This window comes from Acinetobacter sp. 5862 (assembly GCF_024494585.1).
Taxonomy (GTDB): domain Bacteria; phylum Pseudomonadota; class Gammaproteobacteria; order Pseudomonadales; family Moraxellaceae; genus Acinetobacter.
In genome coordinates this window covers 23,513-46,533 of the sequence record NZ_JANHGP010000021.1, presented here as the reverse complement: position 1 = coordinate 46,533, position 23,021 = coordinate 23,513, and the positions used below count along the sequence as shown (strand labels likewise).

The following is a 23,021-nucleotide window of genomic DNA, read 5'->3' as shown; positions in this document are numbered from 1 at the left end:
ATCATTTCCAAAAAATAAAGAAATCAAACTATTCGTAATAAACATTAACTTTGCAAATGAAAATAATTATAATTAGCATTATCTTTGTAAGGTTATTATTTCACCATGCGATTCCGCACCTCCTCCCTCGCTTTTTCTATACTTGCTGTCATGGCAAGTCATACTTTTGCTCAATCTGAACAACAGGAAGATACCGCATCTTCTACCTCAACACAGGTCTTGCCGAAGATTAAAGTTCAGGCAGAAAAACAAGAAAAAAATAGCTATGCAGCAAAGACTGCCACAGCTGTGCTCAGATCAAATGCCCCTTTATTTGAAACAGCCCAATCAATTAGTGTGGTAACCAATCAGCAAATCGAGCAGAAACAAGCAAAAACCATTTCCGAAGCTTTAGAAGGCGTGGCTGGTGTTAGTTCTGGACAATATGGTCGTCGTGGTTGGGATGACTTTATTATTCGTGGACAAATTTCAAGCTCACAAACCTATATTGATGGTTTACGAGTACAGACATCAGACAATGTACTAAGAGCAGAAGATATTTCAGGCTTGGAATCGATCGAGGTCGTCAAAGGTCCTACTTCTGTTGGCTTCGGTTTTGCTTTACCTGGTGGTTTAGTCAACCTAACCACAAAGCGCCCACAGGCAGAAACCGCTTATCGGGGAACTTTAAGCTATGGTAGCTACAATCTCAGAGAAGGCACTTTTGATATTAACTATGCACCGAATAACACAGAGAAAGGTGCTTTCCGTCTCGTTGGTCGAGTCTCTGATCAAGATGATCCAACCGATTATGTGTATTTCAAAAACTATTACATTGCGCCGTCTTATAACTTTGATTTAGGTGAAAAGGACGATTTATCTGTTATTGCCAGTTATCAGCACCGTGAATATGCTCGCCAACAGGGCATTCCACATGGCAATAGTTCAACCTATAAGAGTTATTCACACAATCTTTTCTTTGGTGAGCCAGATCACGGCTATAACGTTGATGTCTATCGTGCTGGAGCAAACTATGCACATTATTTTGATAATGGTTGGATCTATAAACAAAACTTTGCTGTCACCAAAACAGATACTCAAGGTGATGCCGTTTTAGCTACGAGCAATACCACATTGCCAACCATTAAACGTGCAGTTAACAATCAAGATAAGCAAGATATCAACTATGCGTTGGATAGTAATTTACAGCGCAACTTTAATTTTGGACGAGTCAATTATGATGTCATGGTTGGCTTGGATATGATGAAAGAGCGTAGTGATTATTACCGCCGAACAGATACTATTAATTCATTCAATGCGGATAATCCAAGTTATGGTATTACCAGCGTAAAACTGGGTACACCAACTCAAGAGCTGACTTATAGTCAATATGCAGGTTTATATCTTCGCAATACGGTTAAGATTGATGACAACTGGATTATTGGCTTATCTGGACGCCATGACTGGACTCAAGTTGAAATTGACAACATCTTAAAAAACACCACGACACAGAACTCTGATCAAGCCTTTACAGGTAGTGCCTCTGTCATGTATCGCATCAATGATATGTTTGCGCCTTATATCAGCTATGCGACTTCATTTATGCCAGTGACAGATACAGGTGCAAATGGCGAATTACTCGATCCTGAAGAAGGTAAACAAGCAGAAATCGGTATTAAACTTCAAGCCTTAAATCAACGCTTGCAAGGTTATGTTGCTTATTATGACCTCACACGTAAAAATGTAACTGAATCAGATGCCAGTGGTGCTTATTCCATCCAAACAGGTGAACAAAAAACCAAAGGCTTTGAAGCTGAAATGGCAGCATCTTTGACGGATCAATGGAATGCATCTGCCACTTATAGTTACATCCCAACTGCGAAAGTGATGCAAAGTGTAACGGAAAGTGAAATTGGGGAAAGAGCCAACCATGTACCTAAAAATGCGGGAACATTATCGACTCAATATTATTTTAGTCCTGACAAACTAGGCTGGAATATCGGTGCAGGCATTCGCTATCAAGGTTTACGTACCGCACAACGTGGAACAACCTATATTGAGTTACCAGGCTATACAGTGTTTGATGTTAATGCAGGTTATGAGGCAAAACATTGGGGAGCTGGCTTAACGATTAAAAACTTCTTTGACCGAGAATACCTAGCAGGTACGACACCAAATGCGCAATTAGTAAATTGGGGTGATCCTCGTATGATTCGTTTGAATGTGAAATTTAAATACTAAGCCACTGCCTCACATTTATTGTTCTGAGAATAATAAGTGCCTATTTTCATATGAATGAGCCATGCATTTTCTGAGTGGCTCATTCAATTGATGCTTCTGTGAAATGGTTATTGCGCCCAACAACATCATCTACTTTATAAATACTGCACCTCCATGAAACTCACGTGATATCGTTTGACATGGAGGCGTACATCTCAAGAGCGTTTAAAAATAAAAATCCAAAAGAAAAATTCATATTTCCCTTACAAACTCACCCAATTTTTAAGTTAATGTAACAGCTGAAAGAAATCAGCAGATCAAGGCAGAACATGTCATTCCTACCACAAGCTATTGTTTTACTGGCGGCAGCTTTAATTTTTGCTCCATTAGCGAAGCGTTACACAGGCACGACTGTCTTGGGTTATCTGATTGCAGGACTTTTACTTGGTTCCAGTGTTTCTGGTTTGATTGAAGATCCTAAACTGATTAATCAACTGCTGCATTTCGGTATGATTGCCGTGATGTTCTTTATTGGCTTTGCTTTTCGCCCGCTAAAACTGTGGGGAGAACGCAGAGGCATCCTAAAAAATAGTGGCCTACAATACTTCATCATCACGATCCTTCTAGTTGGAGCATGCTTCTTACTGCTTGATCAAGTATGGCACAGTCTGATGCTCGGATGTGCTTTAGCGCTCTCCGCGTTGATTCTTCCACAACAACTACTCCAACAAAAACAACAAAGCAACCATAAATTAGAACAAGCTACTTTAGCCACCTTACAATTGCAGGCTTTTATTACCGTCATTCTGATTGCACTCTTTCCTTTGCTAGAAGACACAGCCTCTACTCGACACGGAATCGCCTATTTTGCAGCGCTCATCGCTACGATTTCAGGTCTATTTTTAGCCAATCGTTATTTAGTTCGTCCTATATTTCGTTTCTTAGTACATAAAAAAAGTCTCCATCTCATTGCTGTGCTCAGTTTATTCATCCTGCTTTCAGCCATCCTGATTATGGATATTTTAAATCTTCATATTTTGATTGCTGCATTTTTAGCTGGACTTTTACTTGCTGAGACTGAATTTAAAGTTGAAGTTGAGCGTATTCTAGAACCCTTGAAAGATACGGCGACAGGCTTGTTTTTTATGGCGATTGGCTTGGGGCTTTCATTGACACCTTTAAGCCAATCTCCACTCTTGATTCTAGGTTCAATCTTTGCATTGGTTTTAATCAAAGCAGTTGTGATCGGTGCGATCAGCTATTATCAACAACGCAATGCCAAATTTAGTACCTTATTTGCCGTAAGCTTGGCACAAAGTGGTGAACTCAGTTTAATTCTACTCAAGCTAGCTGAAAGCGAAAATTTAGTTAGCACAGAATTATTAGCACCGACATTTCTCATTATCTTGGGTTCGATGCTATTCACACCTTTACTTTACGCACTGTTTAATCGGAAAATTTTACCGATGCTGCAAAAAAATAAAGCCGCTGTGGCTGATGCTGATATCCCACAACATCCAATTCTCATTATTGGATTTGGCCGTTTTGGGCAAGTCATTGCACGTGCTTTACATGCGCAAGGCAAACACTTTAACGTGATAGATAGCAACCAACCTGATGCTGACTTTATTGAACAATATGGACATCATTTTATTGACGCCGATGTTACACAAATCGAAAACCTACGCGCTACAGGTATTGAATACTGTAAGTTACTGATTATTGCGATTGATGATGTTGAGGACAGCATGAATCTAGCACGACATCTGCGTTTAAATTATCCAGATTTAACCATTTTGGTTCGTGCTCGAGATCGTCATCATGCACGATTACTTCATGATTTAGGTATCTCACAAGTTTGGCGTGAAACCTACGCATCTGCGTTAAGTATGGCGCAGCAAACCTTGGTTGAAACAGGCCTTCCCGAAGATGAAGCACAAAATTTGATGATGCATTTTAAACAAGAAGATGAACGGCTTATGCAGCAACATTGGAATTCTAATCAACAAGAGATCATTAAAAACCATCCAAGTGCTATTGCCGAGCTTGAGTATTTATTTGCAAATACAAAAACTTTGATTTTAGATCGTGCGAGCAATGATCAAAACACACAATGTGATGCAAAATCACTCAATGAAACATCTTGAGTTTTGGCAAACTGACACCATTATTGACTGCATAACCATGCACCTCTTGATAAATTCTGAAGTGCGTTACAAAGCAAAGCGTTGCTTTGCGCTCCCTCGAAGGAGCACTGGAGAAAAATATGTCTGATTTACGCCAACGCTTTTTTATTGAAGACTGCCCTGTTCGTGGTGAAGTGGTTCATTTGGAAGAAGCACTACAAACCATTTTGGCGCAACGTGAATATATGCCTGCGGTACAAAGTCTCTTGGGTGAAATGCTGAGTGCAACCGCCTTACTTGCAAGTACACTCAAGATTCGTGGTCGTATTAGCTTACAAATTCAAGCAAGCGGAACATTTAAATGGGCTATGGCCGAATGCAATCACTTAGGTGAAGTTCGTGCGCTCGCAGATTACGAAGAAGATCCGCGCTTCGCAGAAGGTAAAGATAGTCGTACCGTGCTTGCTGCCCTGAGCAACCCTGTGCTGTTCATCAATATCGAACCTGAACACGGCGAACGCTACCAAGGTATCGTACCATTTGATCAACCGACATTAGCAGGTTGTTTAAAGCAGTATTACGATTTGTCTGCACAGATACCAACACATATCGTACTGGCAACTAATGGTCAACGTTCAGGTGGTTTATTAATCCAACTACTCCCTCGTAATAATGAAGAAGAACAACAGTTGGTTGATGAAGACCTGTGGCCCCGTTTGACCATGTTGACTGAAACCCTTAAACCCGAGGAATTGACGGATCTTTCAGCCAATGAAATTCTCTATCGTTTGTATAACGAAGAAGAGGTTCGTTTACCTGAAGTTGAGCAGTTAAAGTTCGGTTGTACCTGTTCAAAGGAACGCTGCGCCCACGCTTTGATTCAAATTGGTGTGGATGCAGTTCATGAAACACTAGAAGCACAAAATCCAATCCAGATGGATTGCCAATTCTGTAATGCACGTTATGAGTTTAGTGCAGAAGAAGCTTTAGGCTTATTTGGTGAACATTTAAGTTAATTGAAAAGTAAAATAAAAAAGACGGGCTTCCGTCTTTTTTTATTTGATATGAATGTCTACTGGATAAGATATTTACCCAAAACTCTATTTGACTTAAAGTGATAGTTCAATGGACATCATCATCAGTGTCAGCTAAGCCAAAGTGCTGGCATTTTTTTCCAAAACAACAAAACAACTCTTATACAATCGAATCTATTGAAATCTCTTGGATTCGTTTCATAATGAAAGAAACATTTCATTATTATATTTAAGATCATGGCAAAAAATTATTATGAAGAGCTAGGTGTTTCAAGAGATGCCTCAGCAGACGAAATCAAGAAAGCCTATCGTAAATTAGCAAAGAAGTATCATCCAGATATTAGTAAAGAAGCAGATGCTGAAGCCAAAATGCAGGCGATTAATGTCGCCTACGATACCTTGGGTGATGCCACGAAAAAAGCTGAATATGACCAGATGCTGGATCATCCACAGGGCTTTGCAGGCTTTGGCCAGGGTACAGGTGGATTTGGTCAAGGTACGGGTGGTTTTGATGGTTCCCAGTTCTATCGCCAAAGTTCAGGCGATGGGGGTGCAGACTTTAGTGGTTTTGAAGACTTATTCGGCCGTTTTGGCGCAGGGTTTGGTGGCGGACAACAACGTTCGCAACGTCAACAACGTAGCTATCGGGGTGAAGATCAGCATGCCAGTATTCAAGTCGATTTAGATATTGCATATCACGGTTCAACCCAACAGATTACCTTACAAATTCCAACTTATAACGTCTATGGTGAACCTGAAGTCCAGCGAAAAACCTTACAGGTTAAGATTCCAAAAGGAATGAAAGAAGGCCAGCAAATTCGCTTAAATGGTCAAGGACAAAGTGGTATCAATGGCGGTGAAAATGGTGATCTTTATATTGAAATCCAATATAAAGATACTGACCGCATTCGTATTGAAGGGGCTGATGTCTATCAAACTATTGATGTGAGTCCGTGGGAAGCAGCTCTAGGACAAAGCATTGAAGTCAATACTCCCGCAGGACAACTCAAAGTCAATTTACCTAAAAATGCTAAGAATGGACAACAATTACGTCTTAAAGATAAAGGGATACCAAATAAAACCGCAGGGCATTTATATCTAATTATTAATATTGTTTTACCACCAGCACACAGTGAGCAAGAACAACAGGCTTATCAACAGTTTGCCGAAGCCTTCTCCACTTTCCGACCTCGTGCCTCATAAGGAGTAAGATCATGACAACTATTCAATACAAAGAAATTCAATATGACGGTCACTGCCAAGTTGAAATTATTGATGAACAATTGGCACTTGATCTCGAACACTTTGCAGAAGCATGTGGCCAAAGTACAGATTGGGTTTTAAAACTGATTGATTATGAAATTTTACAAATCCAAGCCGATCCACAAAGTTATCAGTTCATCGGTGAAGATGTCGCCCGAGCACGTCGAGCTTATCGTTTACAACGTGACTTCGATGCTAGCTTATCAGCAGTTGCGGTGATGCTGGACCTGATTGATGAAGTGCAGCAACTCCGCAGGCAGTTAAAACATTTTCACTAAGGTAACATCAATATATATGACTAAACGCTTTATTTAAGTTTAGTCATTTTCTCAACCTCTTTGAGGGTTTGTTTAATCGGTTCATAATCCAGAAACCAGAGCAGGTTCAGGTTGCGTTGTTTATGCTGCTGTGCCAGCAGGTCAATGACACTACGCTCGCCCCGTCCCACCAAATGCTGCTGATAGAAATAGTACAGCAACAGTACTGTACTTAATAACATCACCGCCAGCATAATCCAAAAACCAACAGGTGACTTTAATCCTGGAATAAACTCAAAGTTCATTCCGTAAATTCCCGTCAGCAAAGTCAGGGGTGCGAATACGGCGGTGATGATCGCCAAAATCCGCATATTTTCATTGGTTTGATTCGCAATAGCTGAAAAATGCAAATCAATCGCCGATTGAATCGCATTTCTTAAACGCAAGGTATGTTTTTGAACACGCTCTACATGGCTCATTAAATCATTGAGACGAACCAAGAGAATGTCTTGATTCTTATGCTTATGTTCCCCCATCACATGATGATAATTATCCACCAGTTCATCTCGGAACTCCTGCAAGGTCTCTATTTGTTCCTCACATAAATTTTCAATTTGCTGGAAAGCCATATCTTCATGAAACAATTGATGCCACTGTTTAAAACGGCGGTTCCCCTGCAAAAGTTGCTGTTGCCAATATTCAACACGACGTGTTAGTGGGGTGCGCAGGTTTAGGTAGCCATCAATCATGCTGTTGAGCAGGCGCAAACAGAGATCCGCTGGGGTACTGGCCAGTTTACGGGGTTTATTCTGCTCCTCAATCGCCCGCCCCATAATGGTCTGGATACGTTGAATATAGCTTTCGATTGCTTTATTCCCCTGCTCCCTCACACTCACCAAAATGTTCGGCGTTAGAATAAAACCCATCGGTGTAGTTGCTAGGCCAAAAATACTTTCATGAGATTCTAAAGAATTGTCACTTTCATAAATTTGATCGTCTGGGCTAATCAGTTTGCGGAACACCAGCAGGTCATATTCCTCGACACTGTCGAAAGCACAAGGATGTTCAATATTGAGCAAATCACGCATATGAAATTCGTTAAGCACTACACCTGTATGCTCATAAATATTTTTTTGCCAAGAATCGGTATGATTAACCAGATCCTGTCTTAAACTATCCACCCACAAAAATTCCAGCGTATGTTCTGATTGTTCTTCGGCACTAATAAAAATCGTATCTTCACTGTTATGACGATAAAAATAATAAAGCTGCATAACCCTGATATTCATTTAAATCCTAAAAATATCATGCCATAAAAAAGCCCGCACAAGGCGGACTTTTTGTCAGTCGATTGCAGCGATTACACTTGTTCGATGTCTTTCATGGTCAATTTGATACGACCACGGTTATCAACATCCGCAACCTGTACTTTCACATCTTGACCTTCTTTTAACACGTCAGTCACGTTGGCAATACGCTCATTTGAAATTTGCGAAATGTGAAGCAAACCGTCCGTACCTGGCAAGATATTGACGAATGCACCAAATTCAACGATACGAATCACTTTACCTGTATAGATTGTACCTGGCTCAACTTCAGCAGTCAGTGCCTGAATTTTTGCAATCGCAGCACGAGCAGCAGCTTTCGTTTCACCAAATACACGTACTGTACCATTATCTTCGATATCAATCGCAGCTTTGGTCTCTTCTGTAATGGCACGAATGGTAGCACCACCTTTACCAATCACATCACGAATCTTGTCTGGATTGATGTTAATGACTTCGAAAGTCGGTGCATTCGCACTGATTTCTGCACGAGCACGTGAAATCACCTTGTTCATTTCATTCAGGATGTGCATACGACCAGCAAATGCTTGGTTTAACGCAACTTCCATAATTTCTTCAGTGATCCCTTCAATCTTAATGTCCATTTGCAGCGCAGTAATACCGTTTGCAGAACCTGCTACTTTAAAGTCCATATCACCAAGATGATCTTCATCACCTAAGATGTCAGAAAGAACTGCGAAACGCTCACCTTCTTTCACTAAGCCCATTGCAATACCAGCAACTGGCGCTTTAAGCGGAACACCCGCATCCATAAGCGCAAGTGAAGCACCACATACAGATGCCATTGAAGATGAACCGTTTGATTCAGTAATGTCTGAAACTACACGCAACACATACGGGAAACGGTCAACTGGAGGAAGTACTGCCTGCACACCACGGCGAGCCAAACGGCCATGACCGATTTCACGGCGTTTAGGACCAGACTCACGGCCTGTTTCACCTACAGAGTACGCTGGGAAGTTGTAGTGCAACATGAAGTTGTCAGTTTTCGTACCCGCTAAGGTATCAACCATCAATGCATCACGTGTGTTACCTAAAGTTGCAGTTACAAGTGCTTGTGTTTCACCACGTGTAAACAATGCTGAACCATGAGCACGACCTAATACACCTACTTGAACGTCGATACCACGAACTGTTTTGGTGTCACGACCATCGATACGTGGCTTACCAGACAAGATGTTGTCACGTACGGTACGGTATTTAAGATCTTCGAATAAGAAATCAACTTCATCAGCGATGCCATCAACATCTTCTTCAGGAACGAATTGCGCTTTCGCTTCTGCATAAAGTGCATCTAAAGCTGCATAACGATCTTGTTTCACTGCAATGGTATAGGCTTCTGAAATTTTTGCTTCAAATGCTTCTTTTAATTTCGCACGTAATTCTTCGTTGTGTGTTGGAGCAACCCACTCTGATTCTTTCGCACCAACTGCAGCAGCAAATTCTTTGATTGCTTGTACAGCAATTTGCATTTCGTCATGACCGAAAAGTACTGCGCCTAACATTTGGTCTTCTGAAAGTTCTTTCGCTTCAGATTCAACCATTAACACCGCTGATTCTGTACCTGCAACCACAAGGTCAAGATCAGATTGTGCAAGTTGTTCTAACGTTGGGTTAAGAACATATTCACCATTGATTAAACCAACACGCGCACCACCGATTGGACCACGGAAAGGTGTGCCCGCAATCGACAAGGCAGCAGATGTACCCAACATTGCAGCAATGTCAGCATCCATGGTTTTATCAGAAGACACAACTGTTGCTGTGACCTGGATTTCGTTGAAATAACCTTCTGGGAACAACGGACGAATTGGACGGTCAATCAAACGAGAAATTAAAGTTTCAGCTTCAGACGCACGACCTTCGCGCTTGCCATAACCACCAGGGATACGACCCGCCGCATATTGTTTTTCTTGATAATTTACAGTTAACGGGAAAAAGTCTTGACCCGCTTTTGCTTTAGGCTGAGCCACAACCGCAACAAGCACAGTGACACCACCCATGGTGATTAAAACTGTATTTGCCTGACGTGCAACACGACCCGTTTCTAAAACAACTTGATGCTGACCAAATTGGAATTCTTTACGAACGATATTAAACATTGACATGTATTATATTTTCCTGGTTTCTTTTAAAAAGTTATTCTAGTGAGACCCCTAAGGTTTGGCATTCAGACCACAACTCATGTGTAGATAAATGACAAAGCTTAGAAGCCATCGCACCAGATCAAAATTTTTAAATAAATTTAAACACAAAGAAGGAGCGAACATGCGCCCCTTCTAAAATCGCCTAACTTAAATCAGGCGAAACTTTGTTTTCAGCGTTAAAGCATTGCAACATGCGAAATACCGAAAATAAAGCCAAATCGAATTAACGACGTAAACCTAATGCGCCGATCAAAGCAACATAACGACCGTGATCTTTACCATTTAAATAGTCAAGTAATTTACGACGTTGGTTAACCATACGAATCAAACCACGACGGCTGTGGTGGTCATGTTTGTGTTCTTTAAAGTGACCTTGCAAATCATTGATTTGAGCAGTCAATAAAGCAACTTGTACTTCAGGTGAACCAGTGTCGTTTTCTGCACGAGCAAATTTAGCAATGATCTCTGCGCGATCTGCGTTAGTTAAAGCCATTCGATTTCTCCGAGATGCTTAAAAAATAAAATGATAATGATCAGTTGTAAGCAACTGACTGCCGTGCATCACTACAGCAAGTCGCCTATTTTAAGTGATCTATCACCATATTGCAAAAATGTTTTAACTTTGCTGGCATTTCGGCAGCTGACAGCATTGAACAAAATAGGCACACTATCGGATATCTGTTTTCAATTTATGACAGAGACGAAAGAAAACGAAAATATTGCGAGGGAATCGTGAAAATTTTATCAACCAATACTTGTTATGTACCAAATGACTTAAATCAAGTGATTCGCTCAAAAGATGAAGTTGCGGCTGAATTGGGTGGAATGACTGAAAAGCAGATTCAAAAGATCTGGAATAGCGTTGAATGCCTGTATAAAACAGGAAACTATCCACTCGTTACATTATGTTTGCGACGTCAAGGACAAATTTTACTGAACCGCAGTATTGGTTATGCACAGGGTAACTCCCCAGATGGCTTAGCCGCGGATGCAAAAATTGGTACGCCTGATACGCCTGTATGTTTATTCTCTGCATCAAAAATGATTACAGCAATGCTGATCCATATGTTGGATGAGCGTGGTGATTTAAATCTGCTCGATCCGATTAGCTACTATATTCCTGAATATGGGGTCAATGGTAAACGTCGTGCGACTATTTTCCATTTGCTTTCTCACCGTGGCGGGATTCCACGTATTGATACAGAAGTCACACCAGAACTTTTATTTAACCAAGAAGAAATTTTAAAAGTACTTTGCGCAGCTAAACCTGTTTCGCCATCAGGGACACATCTTGCTTATCACGCTGTTACCGCTGGTTATATCCTAGGTGAAATCGTTCAGCGTGTAACTGGACAAAGCGTACGTGAGTTTTTAGCTGAAAATATTGAAAAACCAATGGGGATGGATTATTTCAACTATGGTTTGAAACCACAATATCGAGATAATGTTGCACTAAACTATGCCACAGGAATTCACCCAAGCTTAGGTACAGACCATTATCTTAATCATGTACTTGGTGGCGGTTTACAACTTGCAGTGGATGTAACCAACGATACTCGTTTCATGGATACCATTTGTCCTGCTGGGAACATTTATACCAGCGCTGAACAAATCGGTCGTTTTTTTGAAATGTTACTCAGCGGTGGTGAGTATCAGGGTAAAGAGATCATGAGCGCAAAAACTGTATTTCGCTCAACCCTACCAACATCAGGAACAAGCATAGACCGTACTCTACTCGCCCCAATGCGTTATGCGTTAGGTCCAATGCTTGGTAGTAATCCAGTCGGTTTATTTGGTCCAATGACTGGCCAGGCTTTTGGGCACATTGGTTTTTCTAATATTTTATGTTGGGCAGATCCAGAGCGTGATATTAGTGTATCGTTGCTTACCACAGGAAAATCTGTCGTTGGGACACACCTCCCTGCTCTTGCCAAAACATTATATCAAATCTCAACAAACTGCTCGAAGATTCCAAAGAATCAACGTCGTTCATTATTCGCAACAGATCGACACGAGGCAGACATCGTCTAATTCAATTTGATCGCAGCAAAAAAAGAGCCCAAGTCTGACTTGGGCTTTTGCGCGTTATTCAAGGTTCTTTTCATTTTTCTATTATTATTCTTTATGTTTCTTATTAAGCTACTTTCAGCCCCTCTGAACGTATTTTACACATCACTTCTTATGTTTTGCTTTCAGTGTGTATCTTCTTTATACCGATTATTCTGTCAGCACCAATTGTGGAGAAAAATAGCATTTTTCTTATCTCTATGTAAGCAAAAACGTACAAGGCTGTATAACATTTAACTTAATAATACATAAAAATTGTTAAACAATCATGTTTTTAATTTAAACTTTTAGTTAAAAATTTTTATAGAAAAATTAATGTTTGGTTCACACAGTTAGAGGTAGAGATTCTTCATTAAAATCATTTTGATTAAAATAAATACAATAACTATCATGACATTAGTAAGATTAAAGATTAAAAATAAAAAAGCCCTGTAGTCTCTCCCAAAACTACAAGGCTTAGCGGCTGTAAGTTTCCTCTTTTATCACTTACCTCACTGTAAGTTCGCTGTCTCATTGACTTAATTATTATATTTTTGCGATTTACCTAGCTTTCCATGCTAGGCTCTTTGTGTGTACATGATCTCAAAAACATTTATTTCACTCTAGCGACAATATCTCGAATCTTTGTAAGCTTTTACTTACAGAACAGTGAATTTTAAAGAATAATTTCACAATCCCTCTAAATTGATCTTTTGCACTAAACCACTTCGACGAATGGTTCTAATCATCAATGACTGTTGTAATGCCTTCGGATCAGCCAGAATACTCACTACTTTTTTAGCGCGAGTGACTGCGGTATAGATCAATTCCTGACTCAATAGTTTCTCGGCATGTACATCCAAAACAATCGCGGTATGGGTAAATTCCGAACCTTGTGATTTATGAATGGTTAAAGCAAAAGCGGTTTGCATACTGCGTGGCAGTCGGTGCGCTGCAATCCATTTATTTAAGCTCGGGAAAAATACTTCGAATTGCTGTGACTGGGTGCGATGTTTAAAACAAATGCCAATATCACCATTAGAAATCCCAAGCTGATAGTCATTATAGGTCATCATTACAGGACGTCCGATATACCAGTCTCCAACAGCGATTTGTTTCAATTGCTGATTGAGCCAATGCCCCGCATAACGATTCAGTTGCTCGATTCCCAACGGGCCATGTCGAACTGCCGTTAAGATTCGATAATCATCAAAGGCTTGAATCACGTTCTGAATCTGTTCGACAGGTTCATCTGCCTGTATATAATGTTTTAAAGCTTCAATATAAGCTTGAAATCCAGCCATTAGCTTCTGTTGATAAGGTTCAATCTCCACATCCTGCTGCTCGGGTAGATATTCCAACTGGATCAGATCAGGCATATCTTTATTTAAAGAAATCGTTTGCAAAGATGCAGCCTGAACAATTTCCGTCTCTAGTTTTGATAAAACTAAATCAGGGCTGCTGAGACCTTGCTGGGCCTGAATAAATCGTGCGAATTGCCCAATCTTGGCTTCACCAGAGAAACGACGGCTGGTCTGTAGCTGGACTCGATTTTCAGTCAATGCCTGTACTTGCTGTAAATCAGCCAAAACCGAGCCGACATCAACCGAAGCCAACTGATTGGCATCACCCAGCAAAATAAGTCGACATTGTTCTGGGACTGCCTCGAATAACAGGGTTGCCAAATTCAAATCCAGCATTGAGGCTTCATCCACCACAATCACATCATAGGGCAGAGGCTGTTTGGGATGAAAGCGTGGTATTTGTCGATTGCCCATACCCAGTAAACGGTGCAAGGTTTGCGTGGTTTGATTACGCAACTCATCGGTGATGAGTCCTGATTCCAATAATTTTGGATCATTAAAAGAGTTCTGCAACGCTTCCTGCATGCGTTGAGCGGCTTTACCTGTCGGTGCCGCCATGGCAATACGAATATCGGGAATGGTCTGGTTGAGGGCTGCAATAATACGTGCCAAAGTATAGGTTTTCCCTGTCCCTGGCCCGCCTGTAATAATGCTCAGGCCTTGTTGCAAAACCATTTTCAGTGCAGCCTGCTGATGTTCATCACTGAGTAAGTCTTGATACTGTTCGGCATCAACAGCCTGAATCGTTTGTCGCTTTAATCGACAAATCTGCTGTGCGAGGCGTTGCTCTAGGTGCCAATATCGGTATAATGCCAAGCCCTGCTGATCATAGACACAAGGGGCAACCTGCGTGGTTGCGATTTCGCTGGAAACAGCCAAATCCGCCAATGCCGCAATCTGGCTTGGCTCAACCTCAATACAACTGTCTCCTTGTAAGCTGGCTTCAACCAGTTGTTGTAGTACCTGTGCAGCGTTAACGGTTTGAGTAGATTGAGAAAATGGTGCTTGTGAGAGGTAGTTACTCCACATATTTAACCATGTCATTTGTGCTGACTGATCATCAACTTGTTTGTCCACAGAGTTATCCTCAAACTTACCCACACGCTTATCCACAAGGTTATAAACACATTTATCCACATGATAAACTGTTGTTTAATCTAAATTCATAACTTTTATCTACATTGGTTTGCCCATTTTATCCTCAGAAAAATATCCAAGTATTGCATCTAAGCGTAAAATAAACTCATCCTCAGGTTTCCAATAGTAACAGCCTTGCTGCGCTTGCCCATTCATGCCGCGCAAATACAGATAAGATGCGCCGCCTAAATGCTGCTGCATATCATAATCCTGCAATTTCACCGACAGATAACGATGTAGTGCCACAAGATATAACGCTGCTTGTAACCAATAACTCGACAGCGACATACTTTCTGCAATCTGAGGCTGCTGATAATCCAGTTGCTCCGCTCCCAGATAATTACTCTTATAATCAGCAATATGGTAACGCTGACCATCGAAGTAAACCAAGTCAATAGAGCCATTCAAGTAACGGGCAGATTTAGCCTCAAGTAACTCTGGCATTTCGATGCCATATTCCTCAAACAGCTGCTGTACACGCTGCATCGCTAGCACTCGATCCGATAAAGCCAGATAGAAAGGACATTCAGACAAGTATTGTCCTGCAGCTAATTGCTTTAACTGAAAACCCTGATTGAGTGGCGTGTGTAATACCTCACCAAGCCAGTCAGCAATCCATTGATACAGTTGTTGCTCGCTATTTTCTTGTTCAGGGAAATGCTGTTGATATTGAAATAGTAGCTCTGACCATAAACTTTGATAGGTATTTTTAAAACGACGGCGAATTTCTTCTACCCACATGTGGGGTTGCTGAAAATTAATCTGTTCAAAAATCTCATGCAGGAAATTTCCAGCCAGCGTTCCTCTCGGAAAGTGTTGTTTAATCCACGCAATGGGTTGGGAGGCAGGTGCAGATGCTGTCAGCCGAACATGTATCTCATCCTCCGCCTGATCAAAGTTCTGCTCAATATTGGCCAGACGATCCGCATGATTGGCCTTGTGCCTTAAATGCTGTGCCAGATAACTGAAGCTGGTTTTACCCCGTGCATAAAAACGCTGCATAGGTAAAGGCTGTGCGGAAAGTGGAATTCTTTGTTGGGTCTGCTGCTGGCGGTGCAATGCTTGCGGCCGCTCCAGAACCAGTGCTTCATCCAGACAATGTGGATGCTGGAATGCTTCACCCTGATTCTTCCAGAATGCCAATCCTGACAGTTTGTTCTTATCACCCTTTTCAGGTTCAAACACAGCATAAACACGGTGACTGGCACGTGTTAGTGCCACATACCACAAACGATTTTGTTCCGCTAAAGCGCGTTGCTGATGTTGATCCAGCTCATTCTGTTGCAGAAAGTTTTTATCCGCAATCGCCACCACACGTTGTGTTCTAGTTTGTCCTGTTTCTGGCAGCCGGATTTCTGTGGTTGAGAAATTTAAAGCCTCTTTTTTTGAGTCTGGTGCTGCTTTATTTGCTCCAAGCAAAAAGACGATTTTAAATTCCAGACCCTTGGACTGGTGGATGGTCATCAACTGCACCCCAGCTTCACTGGAAAGCTTATGTTCCAGTTCCCATTCACGGTCACTTGGAGAATTGAGCTGCTTTAAATACCAGTGATAGAGGTTTTGCGCTCCCTGCACATGCTCACTATGCTGACTCAGAATATCAGTGAGATGGCGCAGATTCACCACTGCCCGTTCATTGTCCTTGCTTTGCGTTGCAACCAGTTGCTGCCAGATACCAAACTGGTTCAGGCAGCGTTGCCATGCCACCAAAAATCCCTGATTCAGCCACATTTCACGGATGTCATCGAATTGCTGAATATAATGGCTCAAGCCTTCTGCACTTTGTTCTAAGGCCAACAGTCGAGCCAGATCAAAGCCAAATAAACGGCTAAGTAAAGCCCGTTTGAGCTTGGCTTCATCATAAGGATGCAGCAAGGCCGTGAGTAAAGCACCTATATCCTGTGCAATCTTTGAATCAAACACACTGCGCTTTGAGGGCCGATTGACTCGGATTCCCAAGTGTTCCAGTGCATACTGCACCTCGTCCAGTTGTCGGTGGCTACGGGAAAGTACCGCAATATCATCTTCACAAATGGCTTTGCGTACCTCACCATCCAGGCACAGCTGCTGTAAATGTGCCTGATTCAGCAAGCTTTGAATTTTCCATGCGACTTGAGTAGCTTGCTCATTGCCCTCTTGCAGTTGCAACCAGCGCAACGGCGCGGGATTGGCCTGTTCATTGTCAATCAGGGCAGGATGTGGACGCGAACCAGCCTGAATCGGGTCATAGATCACCTGCTCGCCAAAATCCATTTGCCGCTGAAACAGCACATCCACCACTTCAACCAGCTCTTTCACCGAACGGTGGTTGTGGATCAGTTTATATTCACGCCCCTGCTTCGCCATAATATCCTGATAGGCATTCAGGAAGGTCAGCATATCGCCGCCACGGAAACCATAAATCGCCTGCTTACGGTCACCCACCATAATCATGCAGCCTTTTTGGTAACGTTGTGGATGGCGCCAGATACTGGCCAACATATCATCTTGATCTTGGTTGGTATCCTGAAACTCATCCACCAGAATCAATGGATAGCGTGACTGTACAAATACCGCAAAAGATTGTCCTTGCTCGCCTTTTAAAGCTTCAGACAACGTCTTGATTTGCCGAGCAAAGGTGGTCTCGCCTTTTTGCTGCAACACTTGAGGCAAACGCTTTTTGACTTGCTGACAAAGATGAAACTGTAAATAGGTATTGAATTGATCTAAATCATTTTGAATTTTAAGTTTCATCTCCCAAATATCTTTTAATAACTGAATCAAAGGATGCTGGTAAAAACAGTCCTGAATGCTTTGATCACATTTATTAAAAATACTACTTCGAGCTTGTCCTTTGGAATCTAAAAATAAAACATCGACGTCTTTGAACGCCTTTTGATCAAAATAAATATCTATACCCTGCTTTTGAATTTGCTGAGCCAGCCGAACTAAGCCTGTTTGAAAAATGAAATGAAAACGATCTTTTGCAAAAGCCTTTTTATTAATAAATTTATAATATGCACCATCGAGTAGATAATAATCCTGTAACTCTTGTAAATATTGTGATGAACTTGCTGCGAACTGATACAAGCATGATTCAAACTCAACTGTGCTAAACACAGGCAAATCTACTTGTTTCAAATGTGCTGAACTAAAATTCAAACTTTCTTCAACCACTTTAATATACTGATCTACGCTCTTTAGTTGCTGACTCATATATAAAAAATCAATCACTTGCTGTGGTTGGGTCTGAATCCACTCCCGCAACACATCATGAATCAATTGACGGGTGTAGCTTTTGGCATCCTCAGTAATTTCTGCGCGTTCAATTTTTCCACTTTCAAAGGCAAACTCACGCAATAGCTTTTGGCTAAAACTGTCCAAGGTTCCAACAAATAATTCATCCAATTGATCGATGACCAATTTTAGCCGTTCACAGGCATAGGCAATTCTTGGCGCAAAGTTTTGTAAGACCTGTTGTTTTAAGGGATCAGACTCTTGTAATGCCTTGGCCTGAATATCTTGTTCCAATACATCACGGAAAGGCTCTAAAAATTCAAGGATTTCGACCAGACGCAAACGGATACGCGTTTTCAGTTCTGCTGCTGCAGCACGGGTAAAGGTGGTGGCAATCACCTGATTAGGCAGATATTTCTCTAAGAAAATCCGCACCATCAAACTGGATAGCGTATAGGTTTTCCCTGTTCCTGCAGAGGCTTCGATTAAATGCAGCCCTTGAAATTGAATATCTCCAATCGGCTGATAAGACACTGGATACTTTGAGTTCATGTCTTACTCCACCCGTAAAAATTCAAAAATCGGTTGATACAAAGCATAGGAATAATGATCACAGGCATACTGTAATAAAGCGGTTGCATCTTGCTCTTGCAAAATGAACTGCCAATCGCGGTGCAATTTACAGGCTTCATTCTGAGTCATATCAAAACCCGAGAAATCCCCCGTATCATTCCAGTCCTTCAATACTTGCTTTTGACTATCTTCAGTTAAAACCTGAGTTGAATCCAGCTCAATCCACTCATATTGCTTGCCTTTTTCCAAAGGCTTTAACACTAAGGCAGCAGGCAAGACCACAGGCTGCTGCTGTGCATCGTGCCAAAGCTGTAACCACGCATTTAAATAATGCTGCGCCTGTTGTGAACTTAGGCCTTCACAAATCACGGTCTGGTCACTAAACACTACGATACGGCGTTTTTCTGTAGCGGAGTCATCGTTCAGCACAGCCAGCCACAACAAATATTCCAGCCAGACTTTGGCGAAGCGTTTGGCACGTGCACTGGAAGCATCCAAACTGACCCAATCTTGTGTCAGCTGTTTCGGAGTCACACAGGCGATTTGTAATTGTTTCGAGACGCGCCAAACCCGTTGCGTGGTTTCAGTAGGCGCTGGGGCATACTGCTGCAAGCGCTCCAACAAGCGTTGCTGCTCTAAGCGACTTTGCTGCCAAGCACTGTGCTGAACTTTGCCAACGGGCAGCTGATCTTGCAACAGACTTGGAGAGAGCTGGTCATCCTGCTGCTGTAAAAAATGCCGAATGGCATATTTACCGAGACCATCGAGTAATAATGGTTCAGCTTGATCAAGCAATGTTTGTGCAGTTAAATTTTCCACACCTAAGGTTTTTAAATACAATCGCGCAGGGAAAGTAACATCCTGAATCCATTGCTGACTCTCCAAAATGATCATTTCATTTTGTTCAACGGGATAGGCGGTATTGACCCATGCTTGCCGCTCACCTTTCATCTGCTGAATCTGTGAAGCGACCTTAAACCATTGGTCTTGAAAGCGCACAGGTCGATCCGAAACAAAGCCGAGTGGATCGAACGGCTGTAACCGATGTAAATGATACAGCGGATAAAGCTGTGTGGGGACCTGCAAAGCATCCAATCCAGCCAAATCCACTTCGGATAAAGGAGAACCATCTTCGCTGCTTGTCGGTTTTACAATCAAAGCCAAATGATCACGGAAGCCCTGCAACACACTGGATGGCTCTCTGACTTCGCCATCATTGAGATCAAAGCCATTATAAAACAGCCAAACCTGCTCTTGTGCCAATAAGATGGCATCCAAAAATGCCCCCTGATCATCCTCCAAACGAGAACGATCACCCAATTGCTGACGCAGTGCATCCATCAAGTCAAACGGAATATGACTGTCCCGATTTGGAAATTTACCCGTATCCAAATTCAACAGTACAATCAGCCGATAAGGAATCGGGCGAATTTGTCCAATCTGACTAAAGGTAATTTGTCCTGTCGGTTCAACTTGCGCAGACTGGCTTTCTAAAGTGCGTTGAATTTCCTCAATAATATAAGGCAAAGGCAAGGAAATTTGACGTAACTGGGTTTCGGTATCTTCATAATAGCTGGCCAAAGTCAGCATACGTTCTTGCTTCTGAATAATTTCACGGATTGCTTTTAAAGCAACCACATCGGCTTGCTCAAACTCCTGTACATCCGCCTTGATTCGCTGTAACCAAAACTCGACCGGCAAACGTTGGCCTTGTTCATGTGCCACCAACCAATCTCGACGCGCTGCTAAATCTTGATAGATCTGAATCAGAATACCAATCAGTTCAAAATCACTTGGCTGCACCAAGGCATAACTGAGCATATCCTGCACCATCACATGGGCAGGCACAGCAATTCCTAAAGCCAAACGGTCCAAAGCAAATTTAAAACTATAACGGTAGTCTTGATCTTCGTCACTCAGACTTTGCTTTAAGTGTTGTTCGTCTAAACCACGTTTAAAACCAGCATCATTGAGCAGGGCTAAAATGCGTTGCACCTGCGTATAGTCCAATCCATAACACTGCTGCGTCGCGTAAAGATTAAGCCAATCCGCAAAATCATCCTGCGTAAAACGACCCTGTGTCAGTTGCAAACGTCCAAGTACAGCACGCCATGCGTTTAAGGCATCTAATTGCGCAACGCCAGCAATTTTAACAGGTAAAAAGACTTCATGTTCATTTGCAACTGCAGGAAAGACACTGCGAATTAAAGGCTCAAGCTCGGCTAGATTCGGGGTCAAAACCAGCACATCACTTGGGCGACGCGGTGTCGTATCTGTTTGAGACAGCCAATGCAGCAACTGTTCTTTTAAGACTTCAAGTTGTCGTATGCTGGAGTGGCACACGTGGATCTGAATGGATTCATCTTCTGCTGCAAGCTCATATTGCTGCGACTGTGGCTCTGCCAAATAGAAGATATCGGATTGAATTTTACCCAGTAGCGTTTCAGGAAACCGCTCCACAAAAGCATCGACCCACTTTCCCTCCTCTCCTGTTGCCAGTTGTGATAACAGGGAAAAATGATCACGCGCTTGCTTACCTAACCGTGTCAGTAAGGGATGTCGTGATTCACGACTTAAGGCATTAAACCCCAAACTAAAACTGTCGAAGAATGCGGCAATATCTGCATCACTGGCATTGGGATGTTTGGCAATATAGCGCTCTTTCACCCCCAAGTCATAACGCTTCTTCCAGAGTGGATCGACACTGTCAGCCCAATATTCTTGTGATGGGTTATAGTGCAAAATTACCACATCTAGATATTGCCCCAAACGACGTAAAAATTGCAGTTGGCTCGGTGGTAAATCTAAAATCGTAAATACAATCACCTGACTTGGCAGTTGTGCCAAAGCTCGGGGTCGTGTCTGCTGATCGTCTAGAAGTTGCCAAAAATCAGCATCAATGCTTTGTATTTCAACAAAATCATCATGAAAGTAGTTTTGCCACAACCAACGCTGCCAAGCTTCTAATTGTTCGGTTTGTTGTAGGCTAAAGGCTGAAGTTTGTTGATCTGTTTGAGCAATCAATTGTTCGATATTTAAGGCTTTATTCTGTCCCCAAGTCGATAGCCAATTCCCCACACAGGTACAATTGCTTTGGCAGCCGCGTTGACAATGACCGCGATAAATCATGTAGTTACTAAACAGCTGCGAAACTTGCTCCGCCACCCAATACAGCATACTTTGTTTTTTTAGTTGTTTTTCAGTGCCTTGTTGCAGTTGATCGGCGCTGTCGTAAATCCGTTGCACAATTGAATATAAAGGGTGCTCATTCACAACAGTATTATGTTCGGCTTGAATAAAAGGCTGTAAAGCTTGATGAATACGCCACTTTAAAATCAAACGCGGAATATTGGCTTTACGCACTTGTTCTTTATTTTCTAATACTTGCTGGTATGCATACCACTGAAAACCACGAATGCGTTGATGAAATTGATAGTTGGCAGTCATGCCTTGTTGTTCGGCAATTTTCTGCGTCAACCATTGTTCTTGTGCAGGACTGGGAACAATAAAATGCTGAGTTTTAAATACCTGAAATGGAGAAGAACTCGGTTGGGTGATTGATGCCATCACACCTTGTAATAACACTTCAAGGCTTTGACTTTGAATAACATGAATACCCATCTACAAATATGACCTCATCAGGAATGCTTATTGTATTGCACGAAAACATACATATTTATCACTATACAACTTCATGTAACTATGTCACGTTAAACATACAAGGAAATAAATAAATTGTTTTGAAATTCACCACTCAATACGCTTGAATATACTATCGAGGGATAGACTTTAGGTATAACTTTATGAAAATTGAAAAAATTCCTGATTCGATTGATCCAAACTTAAACTTGGAGCAAATTCGCGAAGAGTGTTTGGCACTGACCAAAAATCGTGCATATTGGTCTGCAGGTGCAGCGATTGTACCCATCCCATTTTTTGATGTGGTCGTTGATTTGGGCATGCTCACTCAAATTATTCCTTATATTAATACGCGTTTTGGTTTAGCACCTGAACATATCAGTGTCTATGATCCTGAAACCAAAAAAGTACATTGGGATGAGCTACGTAAACGTGGTTTTGAATTTTCAGGTTTGGTGGTGGCGCGCACAGCCATGAAAAAGTCTTTTAATGGTTTTTTCACGAAAATTGCCACCAAGCAAGTGACCAAGTTTATTCCTTTAGGCGGACAATTGGTTGCTGCAAGCCTCGGTTATTTTATGATGCGTAAAATTACCGAAGCACATATTCAAGATTGCTATAACCTTGCTAAACGCATTCAACAAAAAAGTCGTAGTACCATTGTGGCTTAATCA

13 protein-coding genes are annotated in these 23,021 nt (G+C 41.8%); 7 read left to right on the top strand and 6 right to left on the bottom strand.

Going from position 1 to position 23,021, the window contains the following annotated elements; all coding sequences use genetic code 11:
- The first annotated feature begins 105 nt into the window (after positions 1–105).
- From NO346_RS03535 to NO346_RS03515, 5 genes are all read left to right on the top strand, one after another.
- The gene (locus NO346_RS03535; RefSeq protein WP_256414253.1) at positions 106–2,220 is read left to right on the top strand and encodes a TonB-dependent siderophore receptor; all 2,115 of its coding nucleotides are present in this window, start codon (positions 106–108) and stop codon (positions 2,218–2,220) included.
- Between the two features lie 308 nt (positions 2,221–2,528).
- On the top strand, positions 2,529–4,346 hold the full coding sequence (locus NO346_RS03530) for a cation:proton antiporter (protein ID WP_256414252.1): 1,818 nt from the start codon (positions 2,529–2,531) through the stop codon (positions 4,344–4,346).
- Positions 4,347–4,465: 119 nt separating this feature from the next.
- The gene (locus NO346_RS03525) at positions 4,466–5,341 is read left to right on the top strand and encodes an Hsp33 family molecular chaperone HslO (protein WP_005162836.1); all 876 of its coding nucleotides are present in this window, start codon (positions 4,466–4,468) and stop codon (positions 5,339–5,341) included.
- Positions 5,342–5,596: 255 nt separating this feature from the next.
- Positions 5,597–6,562: a DnaJ C-terminal domain-containing protein gene (locus tag NO346_RS03520; protein WP_256414251.1), complete on the top strand. Its 966-nt coding sequence runs from the start codon at positions 5,597–5,599 to the stop codon at positions 6,560–6,562.
- Positions 6,563–6,573: 11 nt separating this feature from the next.
- Positions 6,574–6,900, top strand: a complete 327-nt coding sequence (locus NO346_RS03515; RefSeq protein ID WP_256414250.1) for a chaperone modulator CbpM — start codon at positions 6,574–6,576, stop codon at positions 6,898–6,900.
- Between the two features lie 29 nt (positions 6,901–6,929).
- Here NO346_RS03515 and NO346_RS03510 read toward each other — a convergent pair whose 3' ends face one another.
- From NO346_RS03510 to rpsO, 3 genes are all read right to left on the bottom strand, one after another.
- Positions 6,930–8,153 (bottom strand): magnesium transporter CorA family protein, encoded by a 1,224-nt coding sequence (locus NO346_RS03510; RefSeq protein ID WP_256414305.1) that lies wholly within the window; start codon positions 8,151–8,153, stop codon positions 6,930–6,932.
- Between the two features lie 86 nt (positions 8,154–8,239).
- Positions 8,240–10,327 carry a polyribonucleotide nucleotidyltransferase gene (gene pnp, locus NO346_RS03505; protein ID WP_256414304.1) on the bottom strand — a complete coding sequence of 696 codons (2,088 nt, stop codon included), beginning with the start codon at positions 10,325–10,327 and terminating at the stop codon, positions 8,240–8,242.
- Positions 10,328–10,595: 268 nt separating this feature from the next.
- Entirely contained in the window at positions 10,596–10,865 is a 270-nt protein-coding gene (gene rpsO, locus NO346_RS03500) for a 30S ribosomal protein S15 (protein WP_004637724.1), read from the bottom strand.
- Positions 10,866–11,104: 239 nt separating this feature from the next.
- Here rpsO and NO346_RS03495 point away from each other — a divergent pair, with 239 nt between their 5' ends.
- Positions 11,105–12,403 (top strand): serine hydrolase, encoded by a 1,299-nt coding sequence (locus tag NO346_RS03495; RefSeq protein ID WP_005162848.1) that lies wholly within the window; start codon positions 11,105–11,107, stop codon positions 12,401–12,403.
- 704 nt (positions 12,404–13,107) lie between these two features.
- Here the strand turns inward: NO346_RS03495 and recD are convergent.
- From recD to NO346_RS03480, 3 genes are all read right to left on the bottom strand, one after another.
- Positions 13,108–14,859 carry an exodeoxyribonuclease V subunit alpha gene (recD, locus tag NO346_RS03490; protein WP_256414243.1) on the bottom strand — a complete coding sequence of 584 codons (1,752 nt, stop codon included), beginning with the start codon at positions 14,857–14,859 and terminating at the stop codon, positions 13,108–13,110.
- 99 nt (positions 14,860–14,958) lie between these two features.
- Positions 14,959–18,687: a UvrD-helicase domain-containing protein gene (locus tag NO346_RS03485; RefSeq protein ID WP_256414242.1), complete on the bottom strand. Its 3,729-nt coding sequence runs from the start codon at positions 18,685–18,687 to the stop codon at positions 14,959–14,961.
- A gap of 3 nt (positions 18,688–18,690) precedes the next feature.
- Entirely contained in the window at positions 18,691–22,329 is a 3,639-nt protein-coding gene (locus NO346_RS03480; protein WP_256414241.1) for an exodeoxyribonuclease V subunit gamma, read from the bottom strand.
- Between the two features lie 182 nt (positions 22,330–22,511).
- On the opposite strand from NO346_RS03480, the gene NO346_RS03475 reads away from it, so the two are divergent.
- Positions 22,512–23,018, top strand: coding sequence for a hypothetical protein (locus NO346_RS03475; RefSeq protein ID WP_005162854.1), 507 nt, complete (start codon positions 22,512–22,514; stop codon positions 23,016–23,018).
- Positions 23,019–23,021 lie beyond the last annotated feature (3 nt).

Excerpts from the sequence above, each read along its gene's own strand:
- NO346_RS03535 (WP_256414253.1), top strand. The coding sequence starts at position 106 with ATGCGATTCCGCACCTCCTCCCTCGCTTTTTCTATACTTGCTGTCATG.
- NO346_RS03530 (WP_256414252.1), top strand. The coding sequence starts at position 2,529 with ATGTCATTCCTACCACAAGCTATTGTTTTACTGGCGGCAGCTTTAATT.
- NO346_RS03525 (WP_005162836.1), top strand. The coding sequence starts at position 4,466 with ATGTCTGATTTACGCCAACGCTTTTTTATTGAAGACTGCCCTGTTCGT.
- NO346_RS03520 (WP_256414251.1), top strand. The coding sequence starts at position 5,597 with ATGGCAAAAAATTATTATGAAGAGCTAGGTGTTTCAAGAGATGCCTCA.
- NO346_RS03515 (WP_256414250.1), top strand. The coding sequence starts at position 6,574 with ATGACAACTATTCAATACAAAGAAATTCAATATGACGGTCACTGCCAA.
- NO346_RS03510 (WP_256414305.1), bottom strand. The coding sequence starts at position 8,153 with ATGCAGCTTTATTATTTTTATCGTCATAACAGTGAAGATACGATTTTT.
- pnp (WP_256414304.1), bottom strand. The coding sequence starts at position 10,327 with ATGTTTAATATCGTTCGTAAAGAATTCCAATTTGGTCAGCATCAAGTT.
- rpsO (WP_004637724.1), bottom strand. The coding sequence starts at position 10,865 with ATGGCTTTAACTAACGCAGATCGCGCAGAGATCATTGCTAAATTTGCT.
- NO346_RS03485 (WP_256414242.1), bottom strand. The coding sequence starts at position 18,687 with ATGAACTCAAAGTATCCAGTGTCTTATCAGCCGATTGGAGATATTCAA.
- NO346_RS03480 (WP_256414241.1), bottom strand. The coding sequence starts at position 22,329 with ATGGGTATTCATGTTATTCAAAGTCAAAGCCTTGAAGTGTTATTACAA.
- NO346_RS03475 (WP_005162854.1), top strand. The coding sequence starts at position 22,512 with ATGAAAATTGAAAAAATTCCTGATTCGATTGATCCAAACTTAAACTTG.